The sequence below is a fragment of the Natrinema sp. 1APR25-10V2 genome (assembly GCF_031626495.1).
Classification (GTDB): domain Archaea; phylum Halobacteriota; class Halobacteria; order Halobacteriales; family Natrialbaceae; genus Natrinema.
The window spans coordinates 256,132-273,480 of the sequence record NZ_JAMQOJ010000008.1 but is presented as its reverse complement, the minus strand read 5'-3'; the positions used below and the strand labels follow the sequence as shown (position 1 = coordinate 273,480).

18 protein-coding genes and 1 tRNA gene are annotated in these 17,349 nt (G+C 65.4%); 10 read left to right on the top strand and 9 right to left on the bottom strand.

Going from position 1 to position 17,349, the window contains the following annotated elements; all coding sequences use genetic code 11:
- The first annotated feature begins 18 nt into the window (after positions 1-18).
- On the top strand, positions 19-1,431 hold the full coding sequence (locus NDO75_RS23725) for an FAD-dependent oxidoreductase (protein WP_310909105.1): 1,413 nt from the start codon (positions 19-21) through the stop codon (positions 1,429-1,431).
- A gap of 15 nt (positions 1,432-1,446) precedes the next feature.
- Here NDO75_RS23725 and NDO75_RS23720 read toward each other — a convergent pair whose 3' ends face one another.
- Both NDO75_RS23720 and NDO75_RS23715 read right to left on the bottom strand, forming a co-directional pair.
- Positions 1,447-3,306 carry a glycoside hydrolase family 15 protein gene (locus NDO75_RS23720; protein ID WP_310909104.1) on the bottom strand — a complete coding sequence of 620 codons (1,860 nt, stop codon included), beginning with the start codon at positions 3,304-3,306 and terminating at the stop codon, positions 1,447-1,449.
- 262 nt (positions 3,307-3,568) lie between these two features.
- Positions 3,569-4,615 (bottom strand): NAD(P)/FAD-dependent oxidoreductase, encoded by a 1,047-nt coding sequence (locus NDO75_RS23715; RefSeq protein ID WP_310909103.1) that lies wholly within the window; start codon positions 4,613-4,615, stop codon positions 3,569-3,571.
- A 185-nt stretch (positions 4,616-4,800) separates the two neighbouring features.
- Here NDO75_RS23715 and NDO75_RS23710 point away from each other — a divergent pair, with 185 nt between their 5' ends.
- Both NDO75_RS23710 and NDO75_RS23705 read left to right on the top strand, forming a co-directional pair.
- Complete coding sequence (locus NDO75_RS23710) at positions 4,801-5,175, top strand: helix-turn-helix domain-containing protein (RefSeq protein WP_310909102.1); 375 nt, start codon at positions 4,801-4,803, stop codon at positions 5,173-5,175.
- Between the two features lie 117 nt (positions 5,176-5,292).
- A complete protein-coding gene (locus tag NDO75_RS23705) occupies positions 5,293-5,601 on the top strand; it encodes a hypothetical protein (protein WP_310909101.1) in 309 nt (102 codons plus the stop codon).
- Positions 5,602-5,657: 56 nt separating this feature from the next.
- Here the strand turns inward: NDO75_RS23705 and NDO75_RS23700 are convergent, their stop codons facing one another.
- Positions 5,658-5,888, bottom strand: a complete 231-nt coding sequence (locus tag NDO75_RS23700) for a hypothetical protein (RefSeq protein ID WP_310909100.1) — start codon at positions 5,886-5,888, stop codon at positions 5,658-5,660.
- Between the two features lie 207 nt (positions 5,889-6,095).
- On the opposite strand from NDO75_RS23700, the gene NDO75_RS23695 reads away from it, so the two are divergent.
- Positions 6,096-7,187 carry a lysyl oxidase family protein gene (locus NDO75_RS23695; RefSeq protein WP_310909099.1) on the top strand — a complete coding sequence of 364 codons (1,092 nt, stop codon included), beginning with the start codon at positions 6,096-6,098 and terminating at the stop codon, positions 7,185-7,187.
- 144 nt (positions 7,188-7,331) lie between these two features.
- Here NDO75_RS23695 and NDO75_RS23690 read toward each other — a convergent pair.
- Positions 7,332-7,484 (bottom strand) — tRNA-Met (locus tag NDO75_RS23690).
- A gap of 102 nt (positions 7,485-7,586) precedes the next feature.
- Between NDO75_RS23690 and NDO75_RS23685 the strand changes: the two genes are divergently transcribed.
- Entirely contained in the window at positions 7,587-8,741 is a 1,155-nt protein-coding gene (locus NDO75_RS23685; protein WP_310909098.1) for a hypothetical protein, read from the top strand.
- On the opposite strand, the gene NDO75_RS23680 is transcribed toward NDO75_RS23685, so the two are convergent.
- Entirely contained in the window at positions 8,738-9,166 is a 429-nt protein-coding gene (locus NDO75_RS23680) for a DUF5830 family protein (RefSeq protein WP_310909097.1), read from the bottom strand. The two genes, NDO75_RS23685 and NDO75_RS23680, sit on opposite strands and share 4 nt — an antisense overlap.
- Before the next feature lie 226 nt (positions 9,167-9,392).
- Between NDO75_RS23680 and NDO75_RS23675 the strand changes: the two genes are divergently transcribed.
- Complete coding sequence (locus NDO75_RS23675) at positions 9,393-10,370, top strand: TFIIB-type zinc ribbon-containing protein (protein WP_310909096.1); 978 nt, start codon at positions 9,393-9,395, stop codon at positions 10,368-10,370.
- Complete coding sequence (locus NDO75_RS23670; RefSeq protein WP_310909095.1) at positions 10,367-10,633, top strand: MarR family transcriptional regulator; 267 nt, start codon at positions 10,367-10,369, stop codon at positions 10,631-10,633. Before NDO75_RS23675 ends, NDO75_RS23670 begins: the two co-directional genes overlap by 4 nt.
- A gap of 75 nt (positions 10,634-10,708) precedes the next feature.
- On the opposite strand, the gene NDO75_RS23665 is transcribed toward NDO75_RS23670, so the two are convergent.
- Positions 10,709-11,857 (bottom strand): multicopper oxidase domain-containing protein, encoded by a 1,149-nt coding sequence (locus NDO75_RS23665; protein ID WP_310909094.1) that lies wholly within the window; start codon positions 11,855-11,857, stop codon positions 10,709-10,711.
- A 132-nt stretch (positions 11,858-11,989) separates the two neighbouring features.
- Positions 11,990-13,351: an NAD-dependent succinate-semialdehyde dehydrogenase gene (locus NDO75_RS23660; RefSeq protein ID WP_310909093.1), complete on the bottom strand. Its 1,362-nt coding sequence runs from the start codon at positions 13,349-13,351 to the stop codon at positions 11,990-11,992.
- 174 nt (positions 13,352-13,525) lie between these two features.
- Here NDO75_RS23660 and NDO75_RS23655 point away from each other — a divergent pair, with 174 nt between their 5' ends.
- The gene (locus NDO75_RS23655; RefSeq protein WP_310909092.1) at positions 13,526-13,831 is read left to right on the top strand and encodes a cupin domain-containing protein; all 306 of its coding nucleotides are present in this window, start codon (positions 13,526-13,528) and stop codon (positions 13,829-13,831) included.
- On the opposite strand, the gene NDO75_RS23650 is transcribed toward NDO75_RS23655, so the two are convergent.
- Positions 13,828-14,421, bottom strand: coding sequence for a uracil-DNA glycosylase family protein (locus NDO75_RS23650; RefSeq protein WP_310909091.1), 594 nt, complete (start codon positions 14,419-14,421; stop codon positions 13,828-13,830). The two genes, NDO75_RS23655 and NDO75_RS23650, sit on opposite strands and share 4 nt — an antisense overlap.
- 250 nt (positions 14,422-14,671) lie before the next feature.
- Between NDO75_RS23650 and NDO75_RS23645 the strand changes: the two genes are divergently transcribed.
- Positions 14,672-15,163, top strand: coding sequence for a metal-dependent hydrolase (locus tag NDO75_RS23645; protein WP_310909090.1), 492 nt, complete (start codon positions 14,672-14,674; stop codon positions 15,161-15,163).
- Positions 15,164-15,191: 28 nt separating this feature from the next.
- On the opposite strand, the gene NDO75_RS23640 is transcribed toward NDO75_RS23645, so the two are convergent.
- Positions 15,192-16,070: a cytochrome oxidase assembly protein gene (locus tag NDO75_RS23640; RefSeq protein WP_310909089.1), complete on the bottom strand. Its 879-nt coding sequence runs from the start codon at positions 16,068-16,070 to the stop codon at positions 15,192-15,194.
- A gap of 159 nt (positions 16,071-16,229) precedes the next feature.
- Here NDO75_RS23640 and NDO75_RS23635 point away from each other — a divergent pair, with 159 nt between their 5' ends.
- Positions 16,230-17,342 carry a M24 family metallopeptidase gene (locus tag NDO75_RS23635; RefSeq protein ID WP_310909088.1) on the top strand — a complete coding sequence of 371 codons (1,113 nt, stop codon included), beginning with the start codon at positions 16,230-16,232 and terminating at the stop codon, positions 17,340-17,342.
- Positions 17,343-17,349 lie beyond the last annotated feature (7 nt).

The window sequence follows — 17,349 nt, the reverse complement described above, 5'->3', positions numbered from 1 at the left end:
CCTGTGATGGTCTCCGATATGAGCGATCCGTTCGTTATCGTCGGCGGCGACGCGGCGGGGATGTCAGCGGCGAGCAAGGCCAAACGCGACGACCCCGACCGCGAGGTCGTCGTCTTCGAAAAAGGCGAGTGGGTCTCCTACGGCGCGTGCGGGCTCCCCTACTACGTGAAAGGAGAGATCCAGTCGCTCGAGGACCTCGTCTCGGTGACGCCCGAGGAGTTCCGCGAGGAGCGCGACATCGATCTCCGGACGGGACACGAGGTCGTCGACATCGATACCGACACGCGGACCGTCACCGCCGAGGGCGAGTCCGGTACCGTTGTCCAGCCCTACGGTCACTTGCTGATCGCGACGGGGTCGGAGTCGGTAGTGCCCCCGATCGACGGCGTCGACCGCGAGGGCGTGTACACGCTCGGCTCGATGAGCGACGGGAAGGAACTACGCGAGTACGTCGCTCGAGCGCGCGACGAGGAAGAGCTCCAACAGCCGGACCGGGGACCGGCCTGCCGGTATCTCGAGGACTGTACCGGCCCTGTGGGAATCGTCGGCGGCGGCTATATCGGCGTCGAGATGGCCGAAGCGCTGGCGGCGAACGGTTTCGAGGTAAACCTCTTTCAGCGCGGCGACCGCGTCCTGAACGGATTTAGCGACGAAACGAGCGAGTCCGTCGCGGAGCACCTCCGGGAGCAGGACGTTTCGCTCTACCTCGATTCCGAGGTACGGGCGCTCTCGGGCGGCGACCGCGTCGAGGCAGTCGTTACCGCCGACGAGCGGGTCGCGGTCGAGATGGTACTCCTCGGGACCGGGGTTCGCCCCCGAACGAGCCTCGCCGAGGACGCTGGTATCGAACTCGGCGAGACCGGTGCGATCGCGACCGACGCCTACCGCGAGACGAGCGCGCCCGACGTCTACGCAGCGGGCGACTGCGCCGAGGCGCCCCACGTCGTTACTGGCGAGCCCGCGTACGTTCCGCTGGCGCTGACCGCCAATCGCCACGGCCGTGCGGTCGGCCAGACGGTCACCGGGACGCCGACTGAAGACGGCGACATCGCCGGTACAGCGGCCGTCAAGGCCTTCGACGTCGAAGCCGCTCGAACCGGAATCGTCGACCTCGAGGAGGCCCGCGAGGCCGGGTTCGATCCGGTCAGCGAGACGATAACGGCGAAATCGCGGGCCGGCTACTATCCCGAGGACGGCACCGTCACGGTCACGCTGACCGCCGACCGTGACTCCGGTCGCGTTCTCGGCGCGAGCCTCGTCAGCGAGTACGGCGAGGGCGCGGTCCACCGAAGCCACGCTATCGTCGCGGCGCTCTCGGAAGGTGCGACGGTCTCCGACGTGGAAAATTACGATCTCGCGTACGCGCCGCCGTTCAACACCACCTGGGATCCGGTGCTCGTCGCTGCGAAGGTGCTTTCAGACGAACTCTAAGGTCGATTCGGACGCTCACCAGCCGTCGATGTCGACCGGATCACCGAGGCGGATACCCATCGGCGCCAGTGCGGCCGAATCACGACCCATCGCGTAGCCGATGTACAGGGAGCTGTTGATGATGCCGATGTGGCTGAACGCCTGCGGGAAGTTGCCGAGGTGTGCGCCGGTATCGGTATCCAACTCCTCGGCGACGAGTCCGAGCGGGTTCACGTACTCGAGGAGCGCCTCGAATCGCTCGCGGGCCTCGTCTACGCGCCCGGAGAGCGCGAGCGCGTCGACCAGCCAGCACGAGCAGAGGACGAAGGCCCCTTCGTCCCCCGGCAGGCCGTCGTCGCCGTCGTACCGCCTGACGAGCACGTCGTCTTCGACGAGGTCGGCCTCGATGGCTTCGATCGTCCCACGGATCCGCTCGTCGTCGAACGGGAGAAACCCGACGATGGGAAGCAACAGGCCGGTCGCGTCGAGCGCGTCCGAGCCGTAGGCCTGCACGAACGCACCGATATCCTCGTCGTAGCCGTTCTCGAGGACGTCCGTCTCGATCGCTTCGCGGACGTCCCGCCAGTCCTCGAGCGGCGCGTCGCGGTCGCGTTCAACGGCGATATCGATTCCGCGATCGAGGGCGACCCAGCACAGCACTTTCGAGTAGACGAACTGCTTCGCGCCGCCCCGGACCTCCCAGATTCCGGCGTCCGGTTGGTCCCACACGTCCCGGACGTACTCGACGATATCGCGGATCGTCGCCCAGTCGCCGCCGTCGAGGTCTCGGCCGTGGCCCAGCATCTCGTCGACCGCGAGCAGGAGTTCGCCGTAGATGTCGAGTTGCGTCTGGTCGGCGGCCCCGTTGCCGATCCGAACCGGTCGGGAGTTCCGATAGCCGGCGAGGTGGTCGAGTTCCCGTTCCTCGAGGTCCGCGTTCCCGTGGAGCCCGTAGAGGGGCTGGAGTTGCGCGGGGTCGTCGGTCTGGCAGAGATCCATGAACCAGTCGACGTAGTCGGCCGCCTCCTCGACGTGGCCGAGGTTCATCAGCGCCTGGACGGTGAACCCTGCGTCGCGGAGCCAGTTGTACCGGTAGTCCCAGTTTCGAACGCCGCCGATGTCTTCCGGCAGCGACGCCGTTGGGGCGGCGGCGACCGCGCCCGACTCGGCGTGCGTGAGGAGTTTGAGGACGAGCCCGGAGCGAACCGCGCAGTCGTGCCACGGGCCGCCGAAGGCACAGCCGCCCGCCTCGGCACAGCTGTGCGACCAGTCCCGCCAGAACTGAATCGTGTCGGACAGCGCGTCTTCCGGATCGGAAGCTACGGTTTCGGCACCCGTACACCGGAGCGCGAACCAGGCCGTTTCCTCCGCCTCGAGCGAGATCTCCCCCGTCGCGCGATCACCGTCGACGGCCAGATCGATCGGGGTTTCGAGCACCGTCTGCTCGTCGTGACCCGCCGCACGGAGTCCCGTCTCCGTCCGCGTGAACGTCGTGTTCGCGCGTCCGTAGTCGAAGCGTGGCTCGTACTCGATCTCGAGGTCGATTTCGCCGTTCGCACAGCTGACGCCGCGGTAGAGGATCTTCTTCGGATGATCGACGGCCCCGGCCGGCGGCAGGAAATCCGTCACCGTCGCCGTCCCGGCCGCGGTTTCGAACGCCGTCTCGAGGACGTTCGTCCCCTCGACGTACTGCTGACTCCCCTCGGCCGTATCCGTCGGACCAATGCGAAACCGACCGCCGCGCTCCGGATCGAGGATCGCAGCGAGGATCGTCGGCGATTCGAGGTGAGGGTACGGAAACCAGTCGATCGACCCGTCCGGGCCGACGAGCGCGCACGTTTCCAGGTTCCCGATGACGCCGTAGGATTCGATCGGCGTGTAGCCCGAGTCAGTCACGTGACCACCCCGTGATCGGCACCTGGCTGGCGCCCCGAGGATAGAGACGGGGGTACAGCGGCATGACGATGGCTTCCACGTCGATCAGAAAAAGATCGAGTGTCGTCGAGAAAGACAGTCATCGGGTCCGACTCGTCGGTAGCGGAGTACTACACTCGGATCGAAACGCCCGAGCGATGATTCCGAATCGTCCGGTCCGTCCCGCACGGCGTCCGACGGCCGCTACAAGTTCGATCTCGATCTAGACTCCACCCGAACTCTCTCAGTCGCCCTCGGCCGCGGAGTGGTCACTCGCCTGGCTCCTGAGATCGGGGGCCATCGCGGGAACGTCGTTCGTCGTGACGGTTCCCTCGGCCTCGAGTTCGGCGACCGATTTCGGGAACTCCCGGAGCGACTTGTGGATCGCGATCCCCGCCTTCGCGCCCTGTCCCATCGCGACGGGAACCTGGTTGTGACCGGGCGTTAGATCGCCGACGGCGTACAGGCCCTCGACCGACGTTCGGCCGTGATCGTCGACGGCGACCGTGCCGTCGTCGTTTATTTCTGCGCCGAGGTCGGCCGCGAGGTCGTTGTTGTACTCGCTCCCGTACATCGCGAACCCGCCGCGGTACTCGCGGACGGCTCCGTCGGCGAACTCGAGGGCCTCGAGCCAGCCGTCGTCGCCGTTTCGGACGCCGGTCACGTCCTCGCGAACGATGTCGACGGGGTGGCCCTCGAGCATCGTCGCCGTCTCGTCGCTCCACGTGGGCTCCTCGCCCCGGAGCAGTAGGTCGACGTCGTCGGTGTAGTTGAGCATGATCATCGCGACGTGAGCCGCGCTCTCTCCGTGGCCCATCACGTACACCGGTTCGTCGACGAACATGTAGGCGTCGCAGTGCAGACAGTAGTGGAGGCCGCGCCCGGTTCGGGGCAGCGGTGGGTCGGGGCGACCGTCCGAGAACCCGGTCGCGAGAACGACGCGCTCCGCGACGGCCAGACCGTCCGTCGTCTCGAGAGCGAACGCGTCATCGACGCGCTCGATGTTCGTGACGAACTCCCGGCGGTAGTCGGCACCGTACGACTGGATCTGGTCGACGGCTGTCGAGAGGAATTCGGTTCCCGATACCGATTCCGGGGTGCCGATGACGTTATGCGTCTCCTGCATCATCGCGGCTCGGCCGCCGCCACGGTCGAACACGGCGGTCTCGTGACCGAGGCGCGTTGCATACAGTGCGGTCGTCAGCCCTGCCGGACCACCACCGACGACGACGACCTCGTAATACTGCTCGTCGCCGATAGCGTCCTGATTCGTCAGTCCGTGGTTACTCATTGTAACCTGGTTACGCCTCTGCAGGCATAAACGTCAGCTAACGCGACGGTTACCCGGTTACGAACCGGTAAGTGACCCGGCTCCACGTCGGCGATGGCGGTGATCAAACACGCCAGAGACGAGTTACAGCCGGTAACTCGCTTCCCAGATACAACTATTTGCGCGTTCGGGACGTACCGAGGGCTATGGACGAGTCCACACAGCGAGTAGACGTCTGGTGTGCGGGGGAGGAGTGGTGTCCGATCACTTCCACCGCGTCGCTGATCGGGAAGAAATGGCACACCGTCATCATTCACCGGCTGCTCGAGAACGGACCGCTCGGGTTCAACGCCCTCGAAGACGAGGTCGGCGGCATCTCGAGCAAGGTCCTCTCCGACGTGCTCGACGACCTCGAGGAAAAGCAGCTGGTCAACCGAGAGATCGTCAGCGAGAAGCCGGTTCGCGTCGAGTACTCGCTGACCGAACTCGGCGAATCGCTCGAGCCCGTCATCGAGGAGATGCGCGACTGGGGCCGACAGCATCTCGCGGCCGCAGCGGACGAGGACAGTTCGATCGCCTGAATTGGAATGCTTCACGAGACGCCGGGTAGTTTGATCGCAACCGGATCCCATCGACGTTTCGGCGACTGAAAAATCGGATGCCAAAGTGTAACCCGCGCGCTACGCGAATACACGAACATGACTGTCGACGAGGGGACCGATTCCGGGGGCGGATCGACTGCGGCCGGCGGTCGTCTATCTCGGCTGCGAAATCGTGTCGAAGCAGAGATTAGGGGCCGACTCGAGCGGCTTCGCTGGTGGTACGCGCTGCGAGTTGGCGGCGCGCCTCGCTGTGCGGTCTGTGGCGACGAGGCAGCGTGGATCGCCGTCACGGAGGACGAACCGCGCTGTTTCAAACACATCCCCAGCGAGGGGATGGAGGCGATTCGTGACGTCGAACCCGCGGACTGCTTCACAGACTGGGGCGAAACGACCGACGACGCCTGACCCATCACCCCTCGACCGGACGCATCGACCGCGATCCGCCTCGGTCGGCTTGCCGTTCATACTTTGTGGAGTCCGAGGCGCCGTGCCACCGAGACCGTCAGGAAATCGAGGAGCAGGAGCACGGCGGTCCCACCGACGGCGTTCGCGACGATTCCAGCATACGGAAACTGTGGTATCAGCTCAGTAACATCGAAAACAGAGCGGACCGCCTCTCGAGCGAGGAGATAGAAAATCACGCCGAACCCGGCTCCCTCGAGCGCGAAAATCACGATATATCTGTTCTGCATACCGGTACCGTGATTGTAAACTCTATTAAACGTAATGGCTGTGTGTATTATTGCTATCAATTCGTTCCTCCGAGCCGGCTTGCTGGTTTACCGTGAGACTCACAGACCACTGATACCAATGCGATCACCGAACTGGCCGCCGAAACCGATCGCGTAACATCGATGACGACTCGAGCGAGACTCCTCCCGGGAACAGATTCGTTTCCGATGTTCGGTAGCCAGATCCTAAGCGAAAGCGAGCGGAGGTGTTTCTCGGTTGTCGACGATTTCGAACGAGTACACGAGGTCTACGATCAGTCAGTCGGATTCTTACTATTTTTCTTCTCGTTTTGGTCCAGCGCAGACCGGGAAGAGAAGATGAAGGGTAATTACATACGAGACAGGAAGCGTGCGGCGGTAGTGGCGGGGATTCTTCTCATCGCAGTGGCGGGGGTAGCCACGATTACGCTCGCGGGCGTTGCGGTCGACAGCCCGTTCACAACGAGCGTGTCCGACAGTAGCACGGACCCCGCTACGGCCTCCGGAAGCGAAGACACTGCGGACGAGGGGGGGACTCCTGCGGACGAAGCGAACTCGACAGCGCCGCCGTCCACGCCGACCGAGTCCGACCCTGAATCCGCGGACGACCAAGCAGAAGACGGTCAAACCGAGGACGACTCAGTCGGGGAAGACCGAGCCGAGACCAGGTCGGGGGTCAACTTCGTCCCGGGAGTCAGGGAGTTTACAATTTCGACAGAAGTGTTCGACGAATCCAGCGCCGATGTCGAAGACGGGTTCGTGACCCCGGGCGAACACCGACTCCTTCGATTCGACATGATCATCTACAATGCCGGAAATAGGGATGCCGAGTTAGGGAATCCCATGAATCGTCCGGATCTGTACGAATATTCGGATTCTCATAGCCACGCTCACTTGAAAGGATTCAATAAATATGCCTTATTCAATGAATCTGGCGAGAAGATGGGCGTCGGAAAGAAACAGACGTTTTGTCTCCGGGACAACTTCCGGATGCCGTCCCGTCCAAACGCCAACAGCAGTGCCCAGTTCGACTGTGACTATCAAGGGATCAGTGCCGGATGGGCTGACGTGTACGACTCGTCGCTTCCCGGGCAATATCTCGTAATCGACGCGCTCCCCGACGGAACGTACACGCTTCGAGCCACGACGAACGCGGAAGGGACGATCGACGAGACCTGCACCGGCGATAATACCGTTCGGGTCGACCTTCGCATCGACGACGGCGAAGTCACGGTGACGAACGCCTCACAGAGCCGCCCGATTAGACCGTCTCCTTGTTGAGGACCGAACCGTAGGAAGGTTCATTTCGTTCGTCTTTCCTGCCTCGTGCCCACCTCGTCCGCGCAAGACCTGCGGGCTCGGAGTAATTCGGGCCTGCTTCCAGTGTTACCACTCGTCTTCGACTCGTGATCTCTGTGAGAAGCATGCCCGGGGAGGGCTCCGAACCCTCGATCTCCGCATGTCCCAGGTTCGAGGCTCGGCAGAGTCCTCGAGGGACACGGAGGCTTCCAAGGCGAAACCGCACCGAATCTCTGAACCCTATGAGTGCGGCGCTATGTCCAGCTAAGCCACCCGGGCTCGATTACGGATAGTGCGGTCCGTTTCTTTAACCTTCTCATTCGAGACTGGCGTGTAACGCGGACCCACGGATTTATCACATACTGATACGAAGGGCGCCCCATGAGCGTTCCCGGCATCGTCCACTCTACTCTCGATGGCGAGGAGATCGCGGCGCGGGTCTCTCTGGGCAGCGACGACGAGATCTTCATCACACCCACGCGGACCATCGTCTACCGCGCCGACGGCCTCCTGAGCGACGAATCGGCCGACGAGTATCCCCACGACGCCGACCGACTGACCCTCTCGGAGGGCCGGCGCAAGACCAAGTTCTCCCTCGAGTACGCGCTCGATGGCACGCAGGAGTTCACGATCCCCGCGGGGAAGACCGACGCCGTCCTCCACCCGGTCCTCGCCGGCGTACTCAATGGCAACGGGATCACTGAGTCCGGCGAGACGGTCGTCAAGACCTACCGGTTCAGCGAACTGACCCTGATCATCACGAGCGATCGACTCGTCAAGCACATCGGCGGAGCGGTCTGGGACGGCGATTACGAGGAGTATCGGTTCGACGGCGTGACGAACCTCTCGTTCGAGGACGGCAGCGTCGCGACCCAGATCGTCCTCACGGTCGACGGTCGCCCACAGCGAATCAAAGCGCCAAACGAGGAGGCAAACGACCTCCGCGAACGACTCCAGCGGGCGCTGTTCGACTATCACGGCGTCGGGTCGCTCGAGGAACTCAACGAGACCCTCGGCGGCGACGATGACGAGCCGGCCAGCAGCGAGGGTTCGGTCGATTTCGGCGGTGGCGTCGATCCGCTCGATGCCGATCCGCCGGAGCCGGAGGACAGCGAGCGACGTGACGAGGCGAGCGTGGCGGACGAATCGGACGCCGCCGATCCGCTCGCAGATGTCGGGACGGACGAGACGCCGGCTGCAACAGTGTCGACCGACGAGGGCGACGGTCAGTCTGCCGCCACGCCGTCCCAGTCCGCTTCGACGACGGGAGGTGACCACGACGCCGATGCGATGACGACGGAGACGGAGTCGATCCTCGCGGACGCCGCCGATGCGGCGGCCTCGAGCAGCGCCGGAGACGGTGTCACCACCGCGGAGCCGAGCCAGAGCACGTCTGCGCCCACGCCCGAGACCGATCCCGAACTGCTCGAGCGGATCGACGCGCTCGAGGCGGCGGTCGAGCGCCAGAGCGAGATCATCGAGCAACAGGGAGAGACGATCGAACAGCTCATCGAGGAACTCCGGCAGGGCCGTTAGTCGTCGCGGCCGGTCACTTTTCGGATACACGAGGAGCCGAACGGGCCGAGTTCGCCCGCCTCGAGGTCGATGAAGTAGCCGGTCGAGAGCCCGGAGCCACAGCGCTGGCAGGAGAACTCGCCTTCTTTCGTGATCACGTCCCGTTCGAAGCGGACGTACTGGCGGCTCTTCGGCCGGACGATCCCGTCGTCGCGGTCGATAATGCCGCGGAGTTCCGCCCGGTCGAGGATCGTCCGCGTCACAGTCGGATCGGTCGTGACCGTCTCGATCCGGTCGACGGCGTCGGCCAGCGACAGCGACTCGTGCTCGAGGCGGGCCAGTAGCGCGAGGCCGAGTTCGACGCGGTCGTCCTCGGCGCGCAAGCCAGCCGCTCGGTCGTGGTCGACGTCGGGGTCACCGTCAGTTCGGTCACCGTCGCGGTCCATCTATACGTGGTGTCTGTCCGGAGCGAATAAACGTTGTTCCTCTCGGCGACCGAACCGCCGTCTGCTGGGAGATACTGGCTCGTCTACCCGGCTGCCGTCCGGACAGCAAGAACGCGGCCGCCGGTTCTCACGGGCTGGGAATCCGCCTGTCGTTGATACCCTTTGTCTGCTGTAGTTCGAGCGAGAACAGAACGAAACCGGAGCGTGAACTCCGGCACTACCACTTATGACTCGGACGACCGTTCACACGGCTGACGAGGGATCGACCCGGAACGATGTGCCCGCGATAGAGCGCGAGCGACAGCGGTCCGAGTGTCCGGAGTGTGGAGGTCGGATCGATCACGACGAGGAACACGGCGAGCGGACGTGTCGGGAGTGCGGGCTCGTCCTCGATGCGGATGCGATCGATTACGGCCCCGAGTGGCGGACGTTCGAGGACGACGACGAGAACCGCCGCCGGGTCGGCGCACCGACAACGGCCCGTCGACACGACAAGGGGCTCAGTACGATGATCGGCTGGAGCGACGAGGACGCATACGGCAACAGCATCTCGTCGCGCAAGCGCGAGCAACTCCGGCGGCTGCGAACGTGGAACGAGCGGTTCACCTCGAAGAACGCCGCGGAGCGCAACCTGAAACAGGCCTTCGGCGAACTCGAGCGCATGGCATCGGCGCTCGGCCTGCCGGAGCCGTGTCGCGAGACGGCCGGGGTGTTGTACCGCCGCGCCGTCGACGAGGACCTGCTCCCCGGCCGATCGATCGAGGCGATGACGACCGCCTGTCTGTACGCGGCCGCCCGCCAGCACGGTACCCCGCGGACGCTCGTCGCGTTCGCGTCGGTGAGCCGCGTCGACAAACTCCCCGTCCAGCGGGCCTATCGATACCTGTCGAGCGAACTCGGGCTCGAGATCGAACCCGCTGATCCGGTCCACTACCTCCCGCAGTACGCGTCGGAGCTCGCGGTCAGCGACGACGCCGAACGGCTCGCCCGGGAGATCCTCGAGGCGGCGAAGGCCCGCGACCTCCACAGCGGTCGGAGCCCGGCGGGGCTCGCGGCCGCGGCGATCTACGGCGCGGCGCGGCTGACCAACGAACGGCTGACCCAGGAGACGATCGGCGAGGAAACCGGGGTCAGTTCGGTCACGGTCCGGAACCGATACCGCGAACTCCTCGAGGCGTACGAGGAGGTGGCCATCTCCCGATGACCGCTCGGAACGACCTCGAGTGCGAGATTCTCGAGGCCCTCGCGGACGCGGGGCCGTTGTACGTCGTCGACCTCGCCGCCGACATCGATGAGCATCCGCTCACGGTCGAGAACGCGTGTGGCCGTCTCCGGGGAGACGGCGAGATCCGGTCGATCGGCTGCCAGCGATACGATATTACCGGGACCGGTTGTGCCCGCCTCGCCGAACGGAATCAGTTGGCCGGGGGTTCGGACGGTCGCTCGAGACGGGAAGGCTGGACGTAGCACGGATCGGCGTAAACGGCGTCGATCCGCTCGTTTCTGCTCGAGTCGAGTATCGCGAACTGCTGCTCGAGGGGGTTAGCCCTCGTAGCCGGCGTACTTCATGAGGTTCGCGAAGATGTCGGTGTTCATCGCCTCGCGGTAGACGATCCCGTTGACCATGCCGCCGGGGTAGACGTCTCTGTTCATTGCGTGATCGACCTTGTGGCAGTGCATGAGGTAGATACCGGGATCGGCGTTGGCCTCGAACTCGACGGTGTGGCGCTCCGCTGGGGCGAGGTTCGTAACGTCCTGTTCGTACTGGGCGGCTTCGGGGACCTGCCCGCCGTCTTTTTCGACGAGACGGAATCGGTGGTTGTGCGTGTGCATCGGGTGGGACATGTAGCCAGCGTTGACCATGTGGAGGCGAACGGTGTCGCCGTGATCGACGATGATCGGCGAGCCGTCCTCGGGGTGGAGCGTCCGCGGGAGGCTCTTGCCGTTGATCGTGAACACGTCCGGGTTCCGGTTCCGTGGGCTGTAGTCGAGGTCCTCTCCGGCCATCTGGCGGTTCAGCCGGGAGTCCCAGTCCTTGAGGGTGAAGAAGTACTCCTTATCGGCGGGTTCGTACCCCTTCGGATCGACCCGGAAGATGCCGTACATTCCCATGTCGATGTGGCGGTGGGTCTGATAGTGACAGTGGTAGAGGTGTGTCCCCGGGACGTTCGCGGGGATGGTATAGGTGTGTTTCTCGCCGGGGTTGACCGTGATGCCCGTCGTCGTCGGGACGCCGTCGTTCTCCCACGTCTTCTGCGCCCCGTGGAAGTGCAGCGTGTGGGGCATGTCGGCGTTCGTGTTGTCGAGGGTCACCTCGATGTCGTTGCCCTCGGTCGTTCGGAGGATCGGCCCCGGTACGCTCGGCTGGCCGTCGTCGGCTTTGAACGCCCAGACCTGCGGGAGTTCGACCGGGCCGCCCATCGAGTCCATCGGGTGAACGGCGTGGCGGGAAGTAACCGACGACAGCGTCACGCTGCCGCCCTGTTCGTCGACGTTGACGACCTCGGGAGAACTCGTCCACGGCAGACTCGAGCCGGACGACTTCGTCTCCGGTTCGTCGGCCGGTTGTGCCGATTGTGTGTCCGACGAACCCTGACTCAGACAGCCGGCCAGCGCCGCAACGCCGCCGGTCGCCGCAACGAATTCGCGTCGCGATAGCCCCAATCCGGGTGCACCGATACGATCGCTCATAACAACTTCTGGTAAGAAGAGCCGGCGTATAACGGGGCGAGAGCGTTCTTACGGGACGGGAAAGACCGAGAACATGTTCTCCGACAGTATATAAAGGACGACGGCAGCCGTCGGTGTCGGTCCGGCGATCCGTTACTCGACCCAGACCGTTTTCCGGTTGACGAACTCGAGCATGCCCTCACGCGCGAGTTCGCGGCCGTAGCCCGAGTCGTTGACCCCGCCGAAGGGGACGCGGGGATCGGACTTGACCAGCTGGTTGACGTAGACGCAGCCGGCGTCGACCTCGCGGGCGAGGCGTCGGCCGCGTTCGCGGTCTTCCGTCCAGATGGTGGCGCCGAGGCCGAACTCGGTGTCGTTCGCCTTCGAGACGAGTTCGTCTTCGCTATCGATCTCGTAGACGGCGGCGACGGGACCGAACGTCTCCTCGCTGTCGGCCGGACAGCCCTCGGGAACGTCGGCGAGGACGGTCGGCGGGTAGAACGCACCGTCGCGGTCCATCGGCTCCCCGCCGGTGAGCACCTCGGCGCCTGCCTCGACGCTCGCCTCGACCTGCTCGTGCAGTTCTTCCATGAGATCCTCGCGTGCCTGTGGGCCGATGTCGGTCTCGTCGTCCATCGGATCGCCGACGGTCAGCGACTCGACCTCGTCGACGAACCGCTCGAGGAACTCGTCGTAGACGTCGGTGTGGACGAGGAATCGCTTGCCGGCGATGCAGGACTGGCCGCCGTTCTGGTTTCGCGCCCACGCGCCTGTTTCCGCCGCGTCCTCGATGTCGGCGTCGTCGAGGACGACGAACGGGTCGCTCCCGCCCAGCTCGAGGACCGACTTCTTGAGCTGGTCGCCCGCCGTCGAGGCCACGGCGCGGCCCGCCGGTCCGCTGCCGGTGACGGTCGCGGCTTTGACGCGTTCGTCCTCGATGACGTCGTCGACCAGATCGGAGGGGATCAGCAGCGTCTGGAAGACGTCTTCGGGGTAGCCGGCCTTCCGGAACACGTCTTCGATGGCCTGCGCGCAGCCGGGGACGTTCGAGGCGTGTTTCAGCAATCCGACGTTGCCCGAGGTGAGATGTGGGGCCGCGAACCGGAACACCTGCCAGAACGGGAAGTTCCACGGCATCACCGCCAGGATCGGGCCAAGCGGATCGTAGACCGTCTCGACGGACGACCCTGGGGGGCTCGGGTGTCCGTCGGACTCGAGGTAGGCGCTGCCGTGTTCCGCGTAGTGGTCACAGACCCACGCACACTTCTCGATCTCGGCGATCGCCTGCGAGATCGGCTTGCCCATCTCTCGGGTCATCGTCTCGGCGTACTCGCGTTTGTTCTCGCGGAGCACCTCGCCCGCGGCCGCGAGCAACTCCTCGCGCTCGCGGATCGGCCGATCGCGCCACTCCCCGTAGGCCGCCGTCGCATCCTCGAGGGCCGATTCGACGTCGGATTCGGTGTGTTCCTCGACCGTCTCCTCTCGCTCTCCGGTCGCCGGGTTGACAACCTCCATACAGCAAGTGTATACCAAATATACGCTTAATGTTAACGCAATATCTGCGAGCGGTCGCTCTGACGGTCCGTCGAGGCCCGCGTGCAGCCGACGCCGAGCGTCAGCATTTCGTCGGCATACGGCCCGAACGAATTCGGCCGCACGTTCAAGTCCGAGAACCGTCACCGATCAGCTATGCCCGAGCACACGACACTGGACGCCCTCGAATCGACGCCCCACGCCGAGGTCTTCGGGGAGCGATCACCGCGAACGGTACGGCTCCGCCTCGAGGCCGACCAGCGCGTTCCCGAACATCGCCATCCGGACTCGAACGTCGTCTTGCACCTCCTCGAGGGCTCGCTCGCGCTCACGCTCGGGGACGACGTGTACGACCTCGAACCTGGCGACGTCGTCCGGTTCGACGGCGATCAGGACATCTCACCGCACGCGATGGAGGAGAGCACGGCGTTGGTGGTGTTCGCGCCGAAAACGGACGTCTAGCCGACCGTCGTCGCGACGCCTTTCGTCTGTCGGTAATCGCTCGCCAGCAGCGCCTCGAGCCGCGAGACGATCGCCGCCCGGTCGCCGTCGATCCACTCTTCGGGATCCCTGATCGGAACGACCAGGAACCCGCGCCCTCGAACCTCGCGGGCGTGTAAGGCCGCCATGTCGAGGTCCAGTCGATCCCGCTGGGTCGTATACTCCCGTAGAACGTGGTCCGTCGCGTGGCGGCCGACCGGCAGGAGGATGTGGGCGTCGATCGCACGGAGTTCGGCGTCGAAGAACCGCTCGAGGTCGGCGTAGCCGTCCGACGTGGGCCGTTCTCCGTGTGGAAGGCTGCACATGTGGACGTAGCTCAGAAAGCAGTTCTCGAGGACGGGTGCATCTCGCGGCCCGCTCGCGAAGCCGACCTCGCGGAGGACGGCCTGAACCGCGGCTCCGCTCTCGGTTTCGGTGAACGGGATTCCGGTCGATTCGCCCCCGTGAACGCCGGGATAGTCGCCGATGACGTGAAAGTCGGCGTTGGCGTCACCGTAGCCGAAGACGGCCGTCCGGTCGCCGGGATCGGAGCGGTCCCAGGGCGGTCGCATACCGAACGGATTGCTCGTCCTGTCAGTGACGTTTTCCACGGTATCGGAAAGGGAACGCGCGGCCAAAACAGCAGTGGTCGGTACCGACCGATTCACTGCCTGTGGCCCGGCCCGCCCCCGTGGCCCCGACGACGCCGGACGAGGAACGGATATCGGAACACCGGCGGCGGTGGCTACCGGAGACGACCGGGGACCGCGATCGTCGGCAGTAAGGTGAGTTTATAAGTTGATTGTCCGTCTCATGCTATACATGTATCAGGTGGGCCACTACGGCGGTGCATTGCTAGCGTACACGCCGCTTGGCACCATCGTCACCCTGAGTGGGCACGGGGACATCGCGATCGTCGGTGGCCTCGTTTGCGTGATGCTGTCGACGCTGCCCGACTACGACCATCGGTTACCGCTGATCGAACACCGCGGCCCGACGCATACGGTCGCGTTCGCGCTCCTGGTCGGCGCCGGGCTCGCCGCTCTAACTGCCGTCCTCGTCGACAGTGGCTCGGCGTTCGTCGGTGCCAGCGTGGTCTCCTTTGCGTTTCTCGTCGGCGTCGTCTCGATCGGCTCGCACCTCCTCGTCGATGCGCTGACGCCGATGGGAATCCGACCGTTCTGGCCCCTCTCGCGCCGACGGTATTCCCTCCACCTTACGACCGCCGCGAACCCGATCACGAACTACGGCCTCTTCGGCCTCGGCGTCGCTGCCGTTGTCGCCGGCCTCTCTCTCGTTCTCGTACTCGGCTGATGCGCGTTCAGAAAGGTATAGCGACCCGCTACGGTGAGAGTGCGTCTGCTGCTCCGCTCGCCGACTCGCCGCGGCGGGTGAGCACCAGTCCCGCGACGAACGTCGCGAGTAGCGCGACAGCAGCGACGAGGTAGGGCACCTCGAGCGTCGGGTTCACCGCCTGCCGGCCGAAGAAGAGAACGAGGACCGCGATCGGCGGTGCGGCGGTCAGCGGGGTGACGGCGCGACCGGTAAAGCGCCGGCGACCGATCATCGCGGCGACGATGGCCGCGCCGAGCAGCGTGAGACTGACGGCGTACATCGTCAGTTGCATCGTCGGCGAGTAGATCGCGATCCCGGCCTCGATAGCCGGGCTGAGGACGAGGTGTGCCGGCAGCGCGACGATCCCGAACGCGAGCGCGGCGGTGACGTGAGTACCCGTCAGTCGCGGTGCCCACACGAGGACCGTGGCGATCAGGAACAGCGTGAAGATGGTGACCGCCGTCCAGAAGTGCAGCGAGAGGATGTCTATCGTGTACTGCTTGACGGTCTGGCGGCCGAGCGCGACCTGCACCGGCGTCAGGAACATACCGAAGACGACCAGGCCGGTGATGCGGCGGTCGACGTCGGGGAGCCGCCAGGCGGCGAGCGCGGAGCCGACGATGGCGAACCCGGCGAACATCGATACGAAGCGGTGGAACCACTCGTAGAAACTGGGGAGGTTCGCCGGGAGCAGGTTGAACGGGCCGCCGTCACACCGGGGCCAGTTGGCCTCGCAGGCCAGCCCGGAGCCAGTCGCCTTCGCTGCGACGCCGAGCAGGATCGTCGCCGCGACCAGCGCGAGCGTGGCGGTCAGCAGGTGCGGATAGCCGAATCGGCCGATCAGCGATCGAAGCCTCGAGTCGGGCGTGTGATTATCGTACGACACGGTCGTTCAGCGGGAGTTAGGACGGGCCGTACTTAGGTTGCCCGAGTCGTCCGATCTCGCGGGAATCGTCGAACCCGTCGCCGTTCCACCGAGAACACTCACGCCGACCGACGGCTTCCCGTTCGTCGGATTCAAGGACCGTCCTCGCCAGCACCCGACATGGACAAACGCGAGCGACTCGAGGCCTTCCTCGAGTCTCACGACCTCGAGTCGGTCTGGTTCGCCCGGCCGAACTCCTTTGCGTGGCTCACGGGCGGGAGCAACGTCGTCGACCGCGAGACCGACGCCGGCGTCGCTGCGATCGGCTACGACGGGGACGAGGTGACCCTCGTCACGGACAACATCGAGGCCGACCGCATCGTCAGCGAGGAACTGCCCGACCTCGAGACGAGCGCGGTCGAGATCGAGCGGTTCCCCTGGCACGCCTCGTCGCTTTCCGACGCCATCGCCGAGCGCGTCGGTGACGGGCGAGCGGCCGCCGATATCGATATTCCCGGTTTCGAGCGGGTCGATCCGACGCCGCTGCGCCAGCCGCTGACCGAGCGCGACTGCGAGCGGTATCGCGAACTCGGCCGGGAGACGGCGGCCGCCGTCGAGTCGGTCTGTCGAGAACTGCAAGCCGAGGACACGGAACACGAAGTCGCGTCTGCCCTCCGCATCGCGCTCTCGGCGCGAGAGATCGAAGCCCCGGTCGTCCTCGTCGGCGGCGCGGAGCGAGCGCAGGCGTACCGCCACTACACGCCGACGCGGGCCGAGCTCGGCGACTACGCCCTCGTCTCCGTCACCGCCGAGCGGAACGGCCTCCACGCGAGCTGCACCCGGACCGTCGCGTTCGACCCGCCCGAGTGGCTCGCCGAGCGCCACGAGGCCGCGGCTCGCGTCGAAGCGACGGCGCTGGCGGCGACGCGGGCGGCCGCGAACGGCGACGATCCGGCCGACGGGACGGCTGGCGACGTTTTCGACGCCATTCAGGACGCCTACGCCGCGGTCGGTCACGAGGGCGAGTGGGAACACCACCATCAGGGCGGCGCGGCCGGCTTCGCGGGCCGAGAGTGGATCGCTACACCGGGCCACGACGCGCCGGTCGAAGCGCCGATGGCCTACGCGTGGAACCCGACCGTACAGGGCGCGAAAAGCGAAGACACCGTGCTGGTCGCCGACGACGATATCGTGGTGCTAACGACGACTGACCGCTGGCCGACGACGACCGTCGAAGCGATCGACGGCGACCTCGAACTCGTGCGGCCCGATATCCTCGAACCCGAGGCCTAACTCGAAC

What these genes read in the sequence shown, in the direction of transcription:
- NDO75_RS23655 (WP_310909092.1), top strand. Translation starts at nt 13,526, where the DNA reads ATGCCCGAGCACACGACACTGGACGCCCTCGAATCGACGCCCCACGCC.
- NDO75_RS23715 (WP_310909103.1), bottom strand. Translation starts at nt 4,615, where the DNA reads ATGAGTAACCACGGACTGACGAATCAGGACGCTATCGGCGACGAGCAG.
- NDO75_RS23660 (WP_310909093.1), bottom strand. Translation starts at nt 13,351, where the DNA reads ATGGAGGTTGTCAACCCGGCGACCGGAGAGCGAGAGGAGACGGTCGAG.
- NDO75_RS23635 (WP_310909088.1), top strand. Translation starts at nt 16,230, where the DNA reads ATGGACAAACGCGAGCGACTCGAGGCCTTCCTCGAGTCTCACGACCTC.
- NDO75_RS23670 (WP_310909095.1), top strand. Translation starts at nt 10,367, where the DNA reads ATGACCGCTCGGAACGACCTCGAGTGCGAGATTCTCGAGGCCCTCGCG.
- NDO75_RS23675 (WP_310909096.1), top strand. Translation starts at nt 9,393, where the DNA reads ATGACTCGGACGACCGTTCACACGGCTGACGAGGGATCGACCCGGAAC.
- NDO75_RS23645 (WP_310909090.1), top strand. Translation starts at nt 14,672, where the DNA reads ATGTATCAGGTGGGCCACTACGGCGGTGCATTGCTAGCGTACACGCCG.
- NDO75_RS23680 (WP_310909097.1), bottom strand. Translation starts at nt 9,166, where the DNA reads ATGGACCGCGACGGTGACCGAACTGACGGTGACCCCGACGTCGACCAC.
- NDO75_RS23700 (WP_310909100.1), bottom strand. Translation starts at nt 5,888, where the DNA reads ATGCAGAACAGATATATCGTGATTTTCGCGCTCGAGGGAGCCGGGTTC.
- NDO75_RS23650 (WP_310909091.1), bottom strand. Translation starts at nt 14,421, where the DNA reads ATGCGACCGCCCTGGGACCGCTCCGATCCCGGCGACCGGACGGCCGTC.
- NDO75_RS23725 (WP_310909105.1), top strand. Translation starts at nt 19, where the DNA reads ATGAGCGATCCGTTCGTTATCGTCGGCGGCGACGCGGCGGGGATGTCA.
- NDO75_RS23710 (WP_310909102.1), top strand. Translation starts at nt 4,801, where the DNA reads ATGGACGAGTCCACACAGCGAGTAGACGTCTGGTGTGCGGGGGAGGAG.
- NDO75_RS23685 (WP_310909098.1), top strand. Translation starts at nt 7,587, where the DNA reads ATGAGCGTTCCCGGCATCGTCCACTCTACTCTCGATGGCGAGGAGATC.
- NDO75_RS23705 (WP_310909101.1), top strand. Translation starts at nt 5,293, where the DNA reads ATGACTGTCGACGAGGGGACCGATTCCGGGGGCGGATCGACTGCGGCC.
- NDO75_RS23665 (WP_310909094.1), bottom strand. Translation starts at nt 11,857, where the DNA reads ATGAGCGATCGTATCGGTGCACCCGGATTGGGGCTATCGCGACGCGAA.
- NDO75_RS23695 (WP_310909099.1), top strand. Translation starts at nt 6,096, where the DNA reads ATGTTCGGTAGCCAGATCCTAAGCGAAAGCGAGCGGAGGTGTTTCTCG.